Below are 14052 nucleotides of genomic sequence, written 5' to 3' on the forward strand. Positions count from 1 at the left end.
ATACGCCGCTGCGCGCCTCCTCGACCAGCATGCGGCGATCCATGCTGATCGAGTAGCGCTCGGAGAGCGCGTATCGAGATCCGTCTCCCGCAGGCGCGTGGGTCGCCGGACGGCGTCAGCTGACGCGGACGAGGGTGCGCTGCCAGCCGGAGGAGCCGTTGGGGGCGACGCCCGCGCGGTCCTCGATCTGGAGCATGCCGTTGGCGTCGGTCGCGCGGACGGCGACGTAGTGGGCGCCGCTCGCGGCCTCCCAGTCGACGTACCACTGCACCCAGGTGTCGAGGTTGACCGGGGTCGAGAGCGTGGCCTCCTGCCAGTCGCCGTCGTCGATGCTGACCTCGACCTTGGCGATGCCGGTGGTCTGCGCCCAGGCCACTCCGGCGATCTTGGTCGCGCCGGCGGGGATCGCGGCGTCGATGCGCGGGGTGTCGATGCGCGAGGACATCTTGATCGGCGCCTCGGCGTCGTAGCCGCGCGGGGTCCAGTAGGCCTCGTCGGCGGCGAAGGTCGTGACCTTCAGCTCGGTCAGCCACTTGGTGGCGGAGACGTAGCCGTAGAGGCCGGGGACGACCATCCGAACCGGGAAGCCGTGCTCGAAGGGCAGCGCCTCGCCGTTCATCCCGACGGCGAGGATCGCGTCGAGGTTCTCGTCGGTGACCGCGGAGAGCGGGGTGCTGGCGGTGTAGCCGTCGACGCTGGTGGAGAGCAGCATGTCGGCGCCGCTCTGCACGCCGGCCTTCTTCAGCACGTCGCGGAGCGGGACGCCGAGCCACTTGGCGTTGCCGACGAGGTCGCCGCCGACCTGGTACGAGACGCAGGTCATCGTGATGCCGTACTCGTCCAGGCCCATGTCGAAGATGTCCTGCAGCGACAGCGTGACCTCCTGGTCGACCATCCCGGAGATCTTCAGCGACCAGGTGGAGGGGTCGATCGAGGGCACGGTCAGCGCGGTGTCGACGCGGTAGAAGTCGGCGTTGGGCGTGTAGAGCGGGGTCAGGCCGTCGATCCCGAGGTCGGCGCCGGCGGGCACCGTGACGGTGCTGCGCGGGCTGGGCAGGCGCAGGGCGTCGCGCACGCTGGCGAGCGACGAGGTGGCGGCGTTGACGGCCCGCGCACCGGCGCCGATCACGGCGGCACCGACCGCGGCGATCAGGGTGACGCGGAAGAAGCCGCGGCGCTCGATGCCGACCGGGCGGGCGGCGGGGGCCGCTCCGGTCTTCTCGGCGGCGGACGCGGCGCGCCAGCGGCGCAGGCGCGAGACGGTCAGGTGCATCACGATCATCGCGACGACGAGGCCGACCAGGGTGGGCACCGCGGAGAGCGGGGTCGCGCCGGTGCGGGTGACGATCGCGGCGATCGAGAGGCCGCCGGCGATCACGAGCAGGATCTGGCCGAGCGGCGGGCGGATCAGCTGCAGCACGCCAGCGAGGGCGGCGGCGACCAGCACGGCGACGCCGATGCTCGCGAGCAGGAAGATCTTGTCGTTCGCTCCGAACGTCTCGATCGCGAACTCCTTGAGCGGGCGCGGCACGATGTCGACCACGAACGCGCCGAGGGCGAGCACCGGGCTGGCGTTCTTCGCGACCACGAGCGCGACGAGCTCGGCGATCGCGAGCAGCACGCCCGCGACGACGATGCCGGCCACGGCCGCGAGCGCGATGAACCGGAGCCTCGGCACGCGCGGGTTCTTCCCTGTCTGTTCCATGGGAGTCATGCTCCGCCCTTGACCTGCCCGTTCGCAGTGTGGTGCCGGTTTGGTCGAGATGTGTAACGAATAGATAACGCCCGGCGCCCCCACCCCCTGATCCCCTCCGCGAGATGCCACTTACGAGCGCGACACGCCGCAGAAAGTGCGCACAAGTGGCATCTCGCGGAGAGAGGGGAAACGGAGCGGCCGCCCAGGAGGGTCCCCGGGCGGCCGCTGTCGGTGGGCGGGGTCAGCCGCAGGTGCGGGCGGAGTAGGGGGCCGCCTTCGTCGTCGTCACCGCTTTGCCGTCGATCGTGGCCGTCGCGGTGACGGTCGCGGTGCCGGCCGGGATCGAGGCGGCGCGGGTGGTGTCGGCCTGCGTCGCGCTCTTGCCCGCCGCGATGCCCGGGTAGGACTTCGTGGCGTACGGCGTGGCGATCGAGATCGACGCCGCGGCCTTCGAGTCGTTACGGGCCGTCGTCGTCAGGACGACCTTGCCGGCGACGCAGCGCGTCGTGGCCGAGACCGTCAGGTCGATCACGGCGGCGGGAGCGGCCCGGACGATCGCGAGCCGGTAGGTCGCGAGCGTCGTGTGGTCCTGCGCGGAGGAGGTGATCACGACGTTCGTGGTCCCCGAGGCCGCGAGGGTGACGGTCCGGGCGACGGTGTCGTCGATCAGCACGCCGTCGACCTTCACCAGTCCGCTGGCCACGGCCGGGTCGAGGTCGAGCGCGACGCTCGTCGTCGAGACCGGCACCGTCAGCGTCAGGTCGCGCACCCCGGCGGCGAGCGCCGGCGAGAACGTCCCGACGGACGAGGTCAGCTTCGCCAGCTCGGCGTTCGTCGCGAACCCGGTCGACTCCGTCGTGTAGACGCCGAAGACGCCGCCGACGTTGCTCGCGGTGCCGGTGCCCTGGAAGCGCACGGTCACCTTCGGCACCTTGTTCCCCTGCGCGTCGAGGACGTACGCGCCGGACTGGTTCCGCTTCCAGCTGTCCTTCGCCGCGATCCCGTCGAGCACCGAGCGCGGGATCTCGTCGTACTGCACGTACCAGTTCAGCGCGCCCGCGGCACCCGAGACCACCTCCGTCTTGAGCTTCACGTCGTTGAGGTAGACGTCGAAGGTGCGCCCCGCGTCGCCGCCGTAGTAGCGGACGCCGAGGTAGTTCTTCGGCAGCGCCGGGTCGACGATCATGTCGTACTGGAAGTACGCGTCCGCCGACCGCTCGCCGTCGCGGTACCCCTCGCCGCGCCAGGTGCCGACCGCCGAGCGGTTGTACTTGTAGTTCTTGTCGGCCTCGCTGTTGTTGTTGTCGAACGAGGTGAGCGAGTCGATCGTCGTCTCCTCCACCCGCAGCTGCTGCTTCTCCTGGAGGATCAGCGCCTGCGCCTCCGCGGAGTCGGGGGCGATGAGCGTCATGTAGGTCGCGTAGCGCGCGTTGTAGAGGCTGTAGTACGGCTGGAAGATCCGCGCCTCGGAGGCGGCGTCGACGTTCGTCATGCCGAAGCGCATCGTCGTCGTCCCGTTGCCGTTCGCGCCGTTGGGGAGGCGGAGCAGGTTCTGCTTCACCGCGGACTTCCACGCGGCCGCGTTCGCGACGACCACGTTCGAATTGACCGTCTTGTCGGCGACGCTCATCTGCACGAGCACGCCCGCGGGGTAGGAGGCGTCGACGTTGTTCCGGTTCAGCTCGGTCGCGAGCAGCACGGGCCCGTAGGTGAAGGCCGTCCAGTTCGCGTTCTCGGTGTTCGCCACCGCGGCGACCGCGGCGGGGAGCTTCCAGGTGAGGGTGTCGCCCGCCGCCACCGGGACGACCGCGTAGCCGCCCTCGGTCAGCGCGGCGACGTCGCGGACGGCGCCGTTCACGGTGAGCGTCGGCGCGCCGTCGACCCAGGCCGGGATGCGCAGGCGCAGCGTGGTGCCCTCGGCGACCGCTCCCGCTCCGAGCGCCGCGATCGTGAAGCGCGCGGTGTCGGTGTTCGGGATGTCGGCCGTCTGCGTCACCTTCAGGTTGCTGCCGCCCGAGCTCAGCACCGACGAGCGGAACTGGTTCACGTAGACCGTCTTCGGCCCCTCGAAGTAGATCGAGTCGCCGAGCTTGGTGAAGCTCTCGACGCCGGTGCCGTGGTCGCACCAGAACTCGTCGTGCTCCTCGCCGAAGACCTTGGCGTAGCCCGCGGTCTGCGGCTGGAAGTAGGTGACCATGCCCGTCTCCGGGTTCTGCACCGAGAGCACGCCGTTGATGAACGCGTTCTCGTAGAAGTCGGCGTACTTCACGTCCTTCGTCACCTGGAACAGCGCCCGGGTGAGCTTGAGCATGTTGTAGATGTTGCAGCCCTCGGAGGTCGAGTTCTCGCCGTAGCCGGTCGTCTGTCCGTTGGTCGCGTACTGGTAGAGCGTGTCCGCGCCGTGGAAGTGCTCGGACTGGCTGTTGCCGCCGTTCGCGTAGCTGTGGCTCTCGTCCACCATCCGCCAAAAGTTTTCGGCGGCGCGGCGGTACATGTCGAGGTCCGCCTTCTCGGTGGCCGTCAGCGTCGCGTAGAGCGCGGGGTCGTCGGTGAAGAGCGTGTAGCGTTTGAGCGCGCCGATCAGCTTGGGGATCGTCGTGTTCGCGTGCAGTCCGTTGAGGACGTCCTCGTTGTTCGCGAGCTTCCGGAAGAGCGCGGTCTCGTCGAAGTACTCGGCCGCGCGCTTGTGCGCCGGCTTCTGCGTGGTCTCGTAGAGGCGGTAGAGCGCCTCGTTCATCCCGCCGTACTCCGTGTTGAGCAGCTGACCCGGGTTCGCCTGGCGTCCGGCCCAGTTCGTGATCCAGGAGCCGAAGCCGTCGGCGACGACGAGCGCCTCCGCGGACACGGCGCTCGGCGCGTACTGGTGCGCGTCGAGCAGTCCCGCGAGCACCTTGTGCAGGTTGTAGAACGGCACGAGCAGGCCGTCGGCGCCGGAGGGCAGGTAGCTCACCGGGAACGGCGAGACGTAGCCGGCGTTGGCCGGGTCCTTCAGCGCGTAGGCGTCCTGGACCTTCTTCAGGCCGTCGACGGAGGCGGTGAGCTTCGCGAGCAGCGCGGCCTTCGTCGTCGCGTCCTGCTCGCTCGCGTAGGCCTGGGAGAGGCCGGAGATGTAGTGGCCGAAGAAGTGGCCCTGGAACCGGGTGCCGCTCTCGCGCTCCCAGCCGCCGTAGCCGCCGGCCGTGGTCGGGGTGAGACCGGCCTGCGTGTAGAAGGAGTGCAGGAACATCTCGGGGTCGAGGCTGAGCAGGTACTCGACGGTCTGCTGCTCGCCGTTGTCGAGGTACGGGTCCTGGACGGTGACGTCCGAGAGGCCGGCCTCCTGGAGATAGCTCGAGCTCTTCACGCCCTTCGGCTGCACCTGGATCGCGAAGGTGCGGGTGACGGCGGTGCTGCCGCCGTAGGTCGAGGAGCCGGTGAGGGTGACGGTCGTCGCGGCGCCGGTGGGCGGGGTGACCGTGGCGGTGCCGCCGGAGATCGCGATCGCGGACTCGTCGGAGGAGGTCCAGCTGAGGTCGGAGCCCTTCGCGCCGCGGGTCGGCACGGAGAAGCCGGTGCTCGTGCTCGCGGGCAGGGTGACGGCGTCGAGGTCGGCCTTCGCGACGGCGGCGGGGTCGAAGGACGCGTTGTGCGCCTTCGTCAGGGCGACGACGTCGGTGGTCGTGGCGACCTTGCCGTAGAGGACGTAGTCGTCGAGGAGCCCGCGCAGGTGCGCGCCGTTGTACTGCGGTCCGTTGAAGCCGAGGGTCTTGGTCGAGGTGCCCTCGGAGCCGAGCACGCCGGTGGCCGCTCCGGTCGCCTCGGACTTGGTGACGGTGGGCTGCTTCACGCCGTTGCGGTAGAACGCGACCTGCTTGGTCGCCTTGTCGTAGCTGGCGACGACGTGGGTCCACTCGTTCGTCGGGAAGAAGCCGGCGCGGGCGGTGTCGATCGCGACCTTGTAGGGCTGTCCGCTCGACGGGCCGATCGAGAGCGCGAGCGGGGTCGCGTCGCTCTCGGAGGTGAGGTACCAGCCGTCGGAGTTGTAGGCGGTCTTGTTCCAGGTGAAGACCTGCTCGCCGGTCATCGCGGCGGTCGGCTTGTACCAGAACGAGACCGTCAGGTCGGCGGGCTGGAGGCGGGCGTCGGTGCCGAGCGACACCGCGTTGCCGCCGGTGAACTCGAATGCCTGGCCGGCGAGGCCGGTGCCGTACGCGGCGGTGCCCTTCTGCATCCCGACCGTGTTGCCGCGACCGCTGGTGTCGGTGATGCTGCCGTCGAAGGGCAGCTCGAGCACCTTCGCGCTGTCGAGGGAGGTGGCCGGTGCGGCCTGCGCGGTGGGGCCGACCGCGAGCAGTCCCGCCGTCAGCGCCATCACCGCCGCGGTCGCGATCGGGATCCGTCGTTTCGTCGTCATTGGTGGAGCCTCTCGTCGTTGAGATCGGTACTGGGCGCGATGTTACCGTGAACAATTCGCTTTCGGTGAGGTTTCGGCGAGCGGACTGAAGGAGCTCGAAGGGGCGGCGGGGCGGAGCGACCACCGCCTCTGCCAGGTCCGGCAGCGAGCGCCACGGATGGTGCTCGCGGCACGAGGACGGGGAACCCTGGTCCGCGGCGGAAGGCGGACGATGAGGGTGACCACGGCGGCGGATCCGGATGCGGCACTGCTCGACGTCGAGGCCGTGTCGCGCCGATTCGGCACCGGGCCGGAGGCATCCTGGGCCGTCCGCGACGTGAGCCTCCGGGTCGAGGCGGGCGAGGTCGTCGCGCTGCTCGGGCCCAACGGCGCCGGCAAGACCACGCTCGCGCGGATGATCGCGACCCTGCTGACGCCGACGAGCGGCGCGATCCGGGTCGCCGGGATCGACGCCGTCGCGAGGCCGGACGAGGCGCGGCGGCGGCTCGCCCTCGTCCTCGGCGGCGAGCGCGGCTTCTTCCTGCGCGCGACCGCGCTCGAGAACCTCCGTTACTTCGCGTCTCTCGCAGACGTGCCGCGACGGCGGAGGGACAGCCGCATCCTCGAGGTGCTCGCGGCGGTCGACCTCAGCGCGCGGCGTGACGACCGCGTCGAGGAGTTCTCCCGCGGCATGCGTCAGCGGCTGCACCTCGCCCGCGGGCTCCTGGCGGAGCCGCCGCTGCTCCTGCTAAACGAACCGACCGTCGGGCTGGATCCGGAGGCGGCGCTCGCGCTCCGCGTGCTGATCCGCGAGCTGCGCCGCGACGGGCGGGGCGTCCTCCTGACCACCCACCACCTGCACGAGGCGGAGGAGCTGTCGGACCGGAGCCTCGTGCTCCTCGACGGCCGGATCCGCGCGGCGGGGCGACCGCGGGACATCGCCGCGGCGGGCGGGCTCGGCGAGGTGACGACCCTCGCCGCTCCGGCGCTCACCGCGGAGCTCGCCGAGCGGATCGTCGCGCTCGACGGCGTCCGCTCGGTCCGCTCCGACAGCATCGCCGGTCGGCCCGTCGTGGTCGTCGGCTGGGACTCCTCGCAGCCCGACCTCCGCGCGCTGGCCGCCGTCGTCGCCGACCTGCCGACCGGGACCTGGACCACCCGGCCGGCGACCCTCGAGGAGGGCTACCTCGCCCTCGTCGACCGGTGCCGCGGAGGGCGGGAGTGAACGTAGAGCTGGGCGGGGTGCTGCGCGAGAGCGCCTTCCATCTGCGGCTGCTGCTCCGCAACGCCTACTTCGTCCAGGCCGCTCTGATCGCACCGGTCGTCTTCGTCGTCCTGCGCGTCCAGGCGGGTCGGGGCGGGCTGGCGCTAGGAGTCGATGGAGCCGTCGTCGGGGTGTGGACGGTGACCGCGGCGGCGGTCGGGATCCTCGGCTACCAGCGGTCGCAGGGGACGCTGGAGCAGATCGCGCTGACCCCTCGGCCGCTGGGCGGTGCGCTCGCGCCGATCTCGCTCGCCTGCGCCGGCGTCGGGCTGCTGTCGATCCCGGCCGCGATCGTGGGCTCCTGGGTTCTCGGCAGCGAGTTCGCGCCGCACTCCCCCGCGCTCGTCGCCCTCGGTCTGGTCCTGCTCGTCGCCGCGTGCGGGACGACGGCGCTCGTGCTGTCCGGGCTGTTCGTGCTGACCCCACACGCGACGGTCTACGAGCCGGTCCTCGTCGCTCCCGTCCTCCTCCTCTCCGGCGCCGTCATCGACCGCGCGCAGCTGCCGGGGCCGCTGCAGCTGCTCGGGGTCGTCGATCCGCTGACGGGCGCGGTGGAGGTCCTGCATGCCGGCGTCTCGGGCGGCGCGTCCGGCGGCGCGGTCGCGCTCTGGTGCGCGCAGGGGCTGATCGCGTCGCTGCTCTCCGTGCTGCTCGCCCGCGGGATCCTGCGGACGGCCGTGCGGCGGGCGCGGCTGGCCGGGACGCTGGCGCTGTCGTGAGCGGGCGGGTGGCGGCCTCGATCGTGGTGGCGCTGCGGACGTTTGATGCGACGCGGACGCGGCGGACGCTCCTGGTCGCGGTCGTGCTCGGGCCGGTGCTGCAGGTGCTGTACTTCGCGGCGGTCTCGGCGCCGTCGCTGGTCGTCGGTGCGGGTGCGAGTCTCCTGCTCGCCGCCCTGACCGCGGTCGACAGCGTCACCGTGTCGCTCACCCGGATGCGGCACGACGCGGTGCTCGGGAGCGTCCTCCTCAGCGCCCGGCCGGCGGTCCTGCTCTGGAGCGGGGTCGCACTCGCGGGGGCGGGCGTCGGCTTCGCGGCGGGTCTCGTCTCGCTTGTCTGGGCGCTCCTGCTGTTCGGGCAGGGCGTCTCGTGGCAGGTCGTCGCGGGCGTGATCGCGCTCGCTGGCTGCGCGGCTCTGGCCGGCGGCGGCTGCGGGTTCGCGGTCGGGGTGCTCGGCCTCCGTTCGCGGGACGGGCTGGCGTGGGTCGGGCCGTTCGCGGCGGTCCTGACCGTTCTCGGCGGAGTCGTGGCGCCGGTGGCCGAGCTGCCGCCGGTCGTCGAGGCCGCCGCCCGTGTGCTGCCGCTGGCATACGCCTCCGACGCCCTGAGGACCCTGCTCGGCGAGGGGTGGACCGGCGCGCTCGCGGTGCAGACCGGCGCCGTCGTGGTGCTCGGCGCCGCGTGGTTCGGGCTGGGGCTGCTCGGCTGGGCCCTCGCCCGCCGGACGCTGCGGCGGACGGGCGGCACGGATCTGCTGTGAGGACCGCGCGCGACGCATAGCAGGGCTGCACGGATCCGGGCAGGGGGCTGCCGTCCCGCCGCGCCCCTGATGGGATGGCATCATGTCCGACTCCGCTGCTCGCCCCTCCCAGGACGACGACCTCCGCTCCATCGTCTACGCGAGCCACACCGCCGCCGGTCTCGAGGAGGCGGACCTGCCCGCGCTGCTCGAGCAGTGCCGCGCGAACAACGAGCGCCTCGGCCTGACCGGCATCCTGCTGTTCCGCGACGGCCGGTTCCTGCAGCTGCTCGAGGGGCCGGACGCGACGCTGCGCGAGCGGATGGCGATCATCGCCGACGACCCCCGGCACGCCGGGCTGCGCGTGCTGCTCGAGGAGGCGCCGGCGCAGCGGCTGTTCCCCTCCTGGACGATGGCGTACGAGGCGATCACCGACTCGATGACGACCGAGCTGCCCGGCTACCGCAGCACCTTCGAGGACATCGACACCGACGTCGACGCGAGCGCGACCCTGCCGGCGCTGCGGGAGCTGATCCGCTGGTTCCAGGTGCGGCACTGAGATCGGCGCCGTCGGGCGGGCGCGTGCGGGGCGGGGCGGGGCGCGTGCACGGTGGTCGCGTGCAGGGCGGTCGCGTGCAGGGCGGTCGCGTGCAGGGCGGGGCGCGTGCGGCGCGGTCGCTACAGTGACGGCGTGAGTGCGGACGGCGAGCGGGACGACGACGGCGAGCGCGAGGTCGCGGCGGAGCACCTGGGCGCCGAGCTGCGGCCCCGGACGCTGACCTGGCTCCGGATGACGATCGACGCCCTGCTCGGCGGCGGCGTGATGACGACGCACGACCTCGTCGTCACGCGCCTCGACACCGGCGCCGAGGTCATCCGCACGCCCGCCGACATCGGCGACCCCTACGTCCTGCTCGGGCAGATCGAGCTGGAGCTCGAGACGAAGACCACCGCCGAGTTCCTCGAGGAGTGGCGGCGGGAGTAGCGGCGGGAGCAGCGCTCTCCTCCACAGATCCGTTCTCGCGGAGTTGTCCGAGGGTGCCGCTCGACGGCCGCTCGGGTGTCGGTGGTCCCTGCTTCAATACGCGTATGGATGAGCACAGCGACCCCGGAGCGACAGGACCGTCGAGCGCGCTCGCCGCCGTCGACGCGCTGACCTGCATCGCCGCGGAGATCGGACGCACCTCCGCGCAGCTGCTCCTCACGCGTGCGCAGACCCTGCACCTCGCCTACCGCGCGGCGGTCACCGTCCCCGACGCGTTCGCCCGCGGGAGCTCGCTCTCCCGCAGCGAGGCGCGCTCCCTCGTCGAGCGGTCCATCCGCGCCGAGTTCGCGGTCAAGCTCCGCCTGTCCGAGCGGGCCACGGAGACGGTCCTCGAGCACGCCCGCCTGCTCGTCGAGGACCTCCCCTGCACCCGCGCCCTGCTGGGCGAGGGCCGGCTGCTGTGGGACTCGAGCGAGATCGTCTGCGCGACCGCCGCCACCCTGCCCGCCACCTCCCGCGCCAGGTTCGACGAGCGCGCCGCCGAGATCGCCCCGGAGGTGACGCCCACGCAGCTGAGGCGGATCGTCGCTCGCCTGCGCGACGAGCTCCACGAGGAGCCCCTCGCCCAGCGGCACGTCCGCGCCCGGCAGGACCGCGCCGTCTGGATCTCAGGGGAGGTCGACGGGATGGCCACGCTCTGCGCCCTGCTCCCCGCGCCGGACGCGATGGGCATCGCCGAGCGCGTCGACCGCATCGCCCGCAGCCTCCGCGACGGTGGCGACGAGCGCACCCTAGCGCAGCTGAAGGCCGACGTGCTCACGGATCTGCTGCGCGACGGCGACATCGCCGGGACCACCCCCGCGGGCGACGGACCGCAGCTGTCCGCGTCGTACGTGCCCGGGATCCGCGCCGAGGTGCGCCTCACGCTCGCCGCATCCACCGCCGTCGGCCTCGACGACGCCCCCGCGGACCTCGACGGCTACGGCCTCATCCCCGCCGACCTCGCCCGCGCCCTGGTCGCTACCGGCGCGTCCTTCACCCGAGTGCTCACCGATCCGGACACCCGCGCCGTCGTCTCCGTCGGCCGCACCTACCGAGTCCCACCGCCGCAGATGCGCCTGCACCTGCAGCTCCGCGACCAGACCTGCCGCTTCCCCGGCTGCACCCGCACCGCCTCCCGAGCAGAGGCGGACCACACCATCGAGTGGCGCAACGGCGGCGAGACGTCGCTCGAGAACCTCGTCTGCCTCTGCACATCCCACCACCACGTCCGCCACGGCGACCGCTGGACCTACATCCCCCGCCCGGACGGCAGCATCGTCTGGACCACCCCCACCGGCCGCACCGTCACCGTCCGCCGACCGGCCCTCGCCGGCGCCCCACCGGGCCCCCGCTTCAGGGATGCACAGCCCCCGTTCTGACGAACGAGGGTCTGACCCCGCGCCGCCCCCTGCTGATCGAGTAGCCCTCGCAGAGGGCGTCTCGAGATCCACCGTCACCCGATGGGTGGGTCTCGATACGCGCTCCGCGCTACTCGACCAGCATGGGCCGCGCTGCGCGCTACTCGACCAGCATGTTCGGCGAGCGCTGCGCAGTGCTCGACCAGCGTGGCCGGGTCAGCCGCAGGCGCGGGCCGCGTACGGGGCCTGCAGCGTGGCGCCGCCGGCCGTCGCGGTCAGCGTGCCCGCGGCGACGGAGGTGGCGCGCGTCGTGAAGGCGTGCGTCGCGCTCGCGCCGGGGGCCGCGGTCAGCGTGGGCGAGGTGCCCCAGGCCGAGCGGATCACGACGGTGAGCGGCGAGGTGCCGGTGTTCTTGACGACTCCGGTCACGACGACCTTGCCGGCCACGCAGCGGGTCGACGCGGTGAGCGTCGCCGTGGACGCCGCCACGACCACCGTCGCGGTCACCCGCACGGCCGTCGAGCTCGAGAGCACGCGGTTCGGCGCGTTGTACGCCGTCGATCCGCCCGCTCCGACCCACTGGTCGTCGTTCGCGCCGATGGTGCGCACGACTCCCGTGACCGGGTAGCGGCCGGGCGCGGTGCCGACGGAGGACGTGTCCCAGGCCACCGGCTGCGAGGCGGTGCCGCGGTTGTAGGCGAGGACGACGTCGGCACGGGCGGGCAGTGCGGCGACAGAGCCGACCTCACCGAGGTCGGAGCGCACGGCGGTCGCGGCGTCGGCCGCGCGGACCTCGGCGTACTGACCGGCTGTGAGCGACACGATGCCGCCGTGCTTGGTCGACGACGCCAGCGAGAAGCCGGGATCGGTGAGCTGCGTCCAGCCGGCGTCGAGGTCGGTGGTCACCATCGGCCGGTAGCCGGTGGCGGGGATGACGTCGACGTAGAGGTACCAGCGATCGGTGTCGTGGTCCTTGAAGACGGCCGGTCCCTCCACTCCCCCGGCGTTGCCGCCGGCCCAGACGGCGCCGATGCGGTCCTGCAGCTGCGTCCACGCGGTGGACGGGAGCCACCACTGCTTCGCGGTCGTGGACTCCATGTAGATGCCGCGGCCGGTGCCGTTGTCCTTCGAGATGCGGTAGGTCGTGCCGCCGTCCTGGATCATCGTCGTGTCGATGACGTCGGCGCCGGTGTCGATGAAGGTGCCGCCGTAGGAGTACGTGGCCTGGGTGAAGTCGGTGGTCGCACCCCAGAGCACCCGCGACGCCCCGGTGCCGGGCGTGTGCGCGGCGTTCGGGTACACGGTCGAGGACCAGTAGACGACGAACGCGCCCTTGCCCGCTCCGTTGTAGTCGGCGACCCAGGTCGCCTCGGGCGCCCACATCATGCCGGCCTCGAGCTGCTTCGTGCCGGCCGCGTCGAGTGCGACGTCGAACTGGCGCAGGTCGCTCCAGGAGACGAGATCGGTCGACTCCCAGACGTTCATCTTCGTGCTGCCCTGCGTGGTCCAGTAGCACCAGGTGGTGCACGAGCCCGAGCCCTGGTCGCCGCCGAAGACGCGGAGGTCGGTGGCGATGATGTAGTACTTCTTCGTCTCGGGGTTGTAGGTGAGGTACGGGTCGCGGACGCCGGTCGTGCCGAGGTCGGAGGCGAGGATCGGCTTGCCGCCGTTCAGCGGGTCCCACTTCTCCGGGTCGTCGCCGCGCGAGACGTCGAGGTAGATCTTCTCGGCGTAGCCCTGCGCGTCCTCGACGAAGTGCACCATCAGGTAGCCGTAGGGGGTGTCGACGCCGACCTGCGGCTCGACGGTGACGGCGACGGCGCGGGACTGCGCGACGCCGCGGATCGACGCGGTCGCGGTGACCGACGACGTGCGGGCGGCCTGGCCCGCGGCGGGGCGGTCGGCGGCGAGCGTGCGGCCGTCGGCGGAGACGCGGAGGGTCGGGTCGCTCGAGGCCCAGGTCACGGTGCCACCGTAGTCGGGCAGGTTCGTGGTCGAGTCGTCGATGGTCAGCGGGGTGACGCCGTCGAGCACGGCCGCGGTCAGCGGCGCGAACGACGAGGCGTGCAGCTTCGCGTCGACACTCGACACCGTCGCGACCTCCTCGCCGGTGAGGGCGCGGTCGTAGACGCGGAACGTCGACACCTCACCCTTGTAGAAGGGGTCGGGGTAGGGCGCGCGGCCGATGGCGTTCAGCGACTGGTCCGCCACCGAGGCCGGCCGCAGCGCGGTGGGAGCGGAGGCGACGCGGGTGCCGTCGACGTAGAACGAGATCGTGCCGGCGGCGCCGTCGATCACGGAGCTGAGGCTGTACCAGCGGTCGGCCGCGATGCCGGACGCGCTGCGGGCGTTGTTCTCGCCGCCGCCGCCGGTGGTCGTGATCGCGGTGCGCACCTTGTCGCGCACGGACGCGAACCAGTACTGCGAGGTGCTGTCGCTGCCGATGTTCCAGAGGAAGTGGAAGTTCGAGAGCATCGACGCGTCGGCGCGCGTCTCGATCGTGACCGTCCCGGAGCTCTTGCCCGTGAGCAGGTCGTCGGGCAGCTCGACCCAGGGGGCCGCGCTGGTCTTCGCGCCGCCGGTGAGACGGAGTGACGTGCCGGTCCAGAGCGCGTCGGTCCCGTTCACGACGCGCGCGGCTCCCACAGCGCCGCCGGCGGAGTTGGGGACCGTCGCGCCGGTCGTCTGGCTGAAGCGGTAGTCGGCGAGGAGGCCTGCGGTGGGGGCCGCGGCGTCGGCGGCCGTCGCGGTGGGTGCGACGAGGCCGGCGGCGAGCACCGCCCCGAGGCCGAGGGCGGCGAGGGCCGCGCGGAAGGGCGCGCGGCGGGTGGGGGTGGGCATGGTGCTCCTTTGCACGGGGGGTGGCTTGTCGAGAC

The 14052-nt window shown here is 72.2% G+C and carries 9 protein-coding genes; 6 read left to right on the forward strand and 3 right to left on the reverse strand.

Features of this window, described 5'->3' with window-relative positions; translation table 11 throughout:
- Positions 1-115: 115 nt before the first annotated feature.
- Positions 116-1705, reverse strand: coding sequence for a molybdopterin-dependent oxidoreductase (locus tag EDF22_RS15270; protein WP_123705737.1), 1590 nt, complete (start codon positions 1703-1705; stop codon positions 116-118).
- Between the two features lie 232 nt (positions 1706-1937).
- Positions 1938-6089, reverse strand: a complete 4152-nt coding sequence (locus EDF22_RS15275; RefSeq protein WP_123705738.1) for a beta-L-arabinofuranosidase domain-containing protein — start codon at positions 6087-6089, stop codon at positions 1938-1940.
- A 211-nt stretch (positions 6090-6300) separates the two neighbouring features.
- On the opposite strand from EDF22_RS15275, the gene EDF22_RS15280 reads away from it, so the two are divergent.
- The 6 genes from EDF22_RS15280 to EDF22_RS15300 all read left to right on the forward strand — a co-directional run bounded on the left by EDF22_RS15280 (position 6301) and on the right by EDF22_RS15300 (position 11197).
- Positions 6301-7293: an ABC transporter ATP-binding protein gene (locus EDF22_RS15280; protein ID WP_123705739.1), complete on the forward strand. Its 993-nt coding sequence runs from the start codon at positions 6301-6303 to the stop codon at positions 7291-7293.
- Complete coding sequence (locus EDF22_RS20915; RefSeq protein ID WP_185038971.1) at positions 7290-8051, forward strand: ABC transporter permease; 762 nt, start codon at positions 7290-7292, stop codon at positions 8049-8051. The genes EDF22_RS15280 and EDF22_RS20915 overlap by 4 nt, the downstream gene beginning before the upstream one ends.
- Positions 8048-8812, forward strand: a complete 765-nt coding sequence (locus EDF22_RS20920) for an ABC transporter permease (RefSeq protein WP_185038973.1) — start codon at positions 8048-8050, stop codon at positions 8810-8812. The genes EDF22_RS20915 and EDF22_RS20920 overlap by 4 nt, the downstream gene beginning before the upstream one ends.
- Positions 8813-8894: 82 nt before the next feature.
- Positions 8895-9350, forward strand: coding sequence for a BLUF domain-containing protein (locus tag EDF22_RS15290; RefSeq protein WP_123705740.1), 456 nt, complete (start codon positions 8895-8897; stop codon positions 9348-9350).
- Between the two features lie 132 nt (positions 9351-9482).
- Entirely contained in the window at positions 9483-9776 is a 294-nt protein-coding gene (locus EDF22_RS15295; protein ID WP_123705741.1) for a hypothetical protein, read from the forward strand.
- A 104-nt stretch (positions 9777-9880) separates the two neighbouring features.
- The gene (locus tag EDF22_RS15300; RefSeq protein ID WP_123705742.1) at positions 9881-11197 is read left to right on the forward strand and encodes an HNH endonuclease signature motif containing protein; all 1317 of its coding nucleotides are present in this window, start codon (positions 9881-9883) and stop codon (positions 11195-11197) included.
- Between the two features lie 195 nt (positions 11198-11392).
- Here the strand turns inward: EDF22_RS15300 and EDF22_RS15305 are convergent, their stop codons facing one another.
- A complete protein-coding gene (locus EDF22_RS15305) occupies positions 11393-14017 on the reverse strand; it encodes a LamG-like jellyroll fold domain-containing protein (protein ID WP_123705743.1) in 2625 nt (874 codons plus the stop codon).
- Positions 14018-14052 lie beyond the last annotated feature (35 nt).

Origin of the sequence: Rathayibacter sp. PhB127 (assembly GCF_003751665.1) — a bacterium.
Taxonomy (GTDB): domain Bacteria; phylum Actinomycetota; class Actinomycetes; order Actinomycetales; family Microbacteriaceae; genus Rathayibacter; species Rathayibacter festucae.

Excerpts from the sequence above, each read along its gene's own strand:
- EDF22_RS15270 (WP_123705737.1), bottom strand. The coding sequence starts at position 1,705 with ATGGAACAGACAGGGAAGAACCCGCGCGTGCCGAGGCTCCGGTTCATC.
- EDF22_RS15275 (WP_123705738.1), bottom strand. The coding sequence starts at position 6,089 with ATGACGACGAAACGACGGATCCCGATCGCGACCGCGGCGGTGATGGCG.
- EDF22_RS15280 (WP_123705739.1), top strand. The coding sequence starts at position 6,301 with ATGAGGGTGACCACGGCGGCGGATCCGGATGCGGCACTGCTCGACGTC.
- EDF22_RS15290 (WP_123705740.1), top strand. The coding sequence starts at position 8,895 with ATGTCCGACTCCGCTGCTCGCCCCTCCCAGGACGACGACCTCCGCTCC.
- EDF22_RS15300 (WP_123705742.1), top strand. The coding sequence starts at position 9,881 with ATGGATGAGCACAGCGACCCCGGAGCGACAGGACCGTCGAGCGCGCTC.
- EDF22_RS15305 (WP_123705743.1), bottom strand. The coding sequence starts at position 14,017 with ATGCCCACCCCCACCCGCCGCGCGCCCTTCCGCGCGGCCCTCGCCGCC.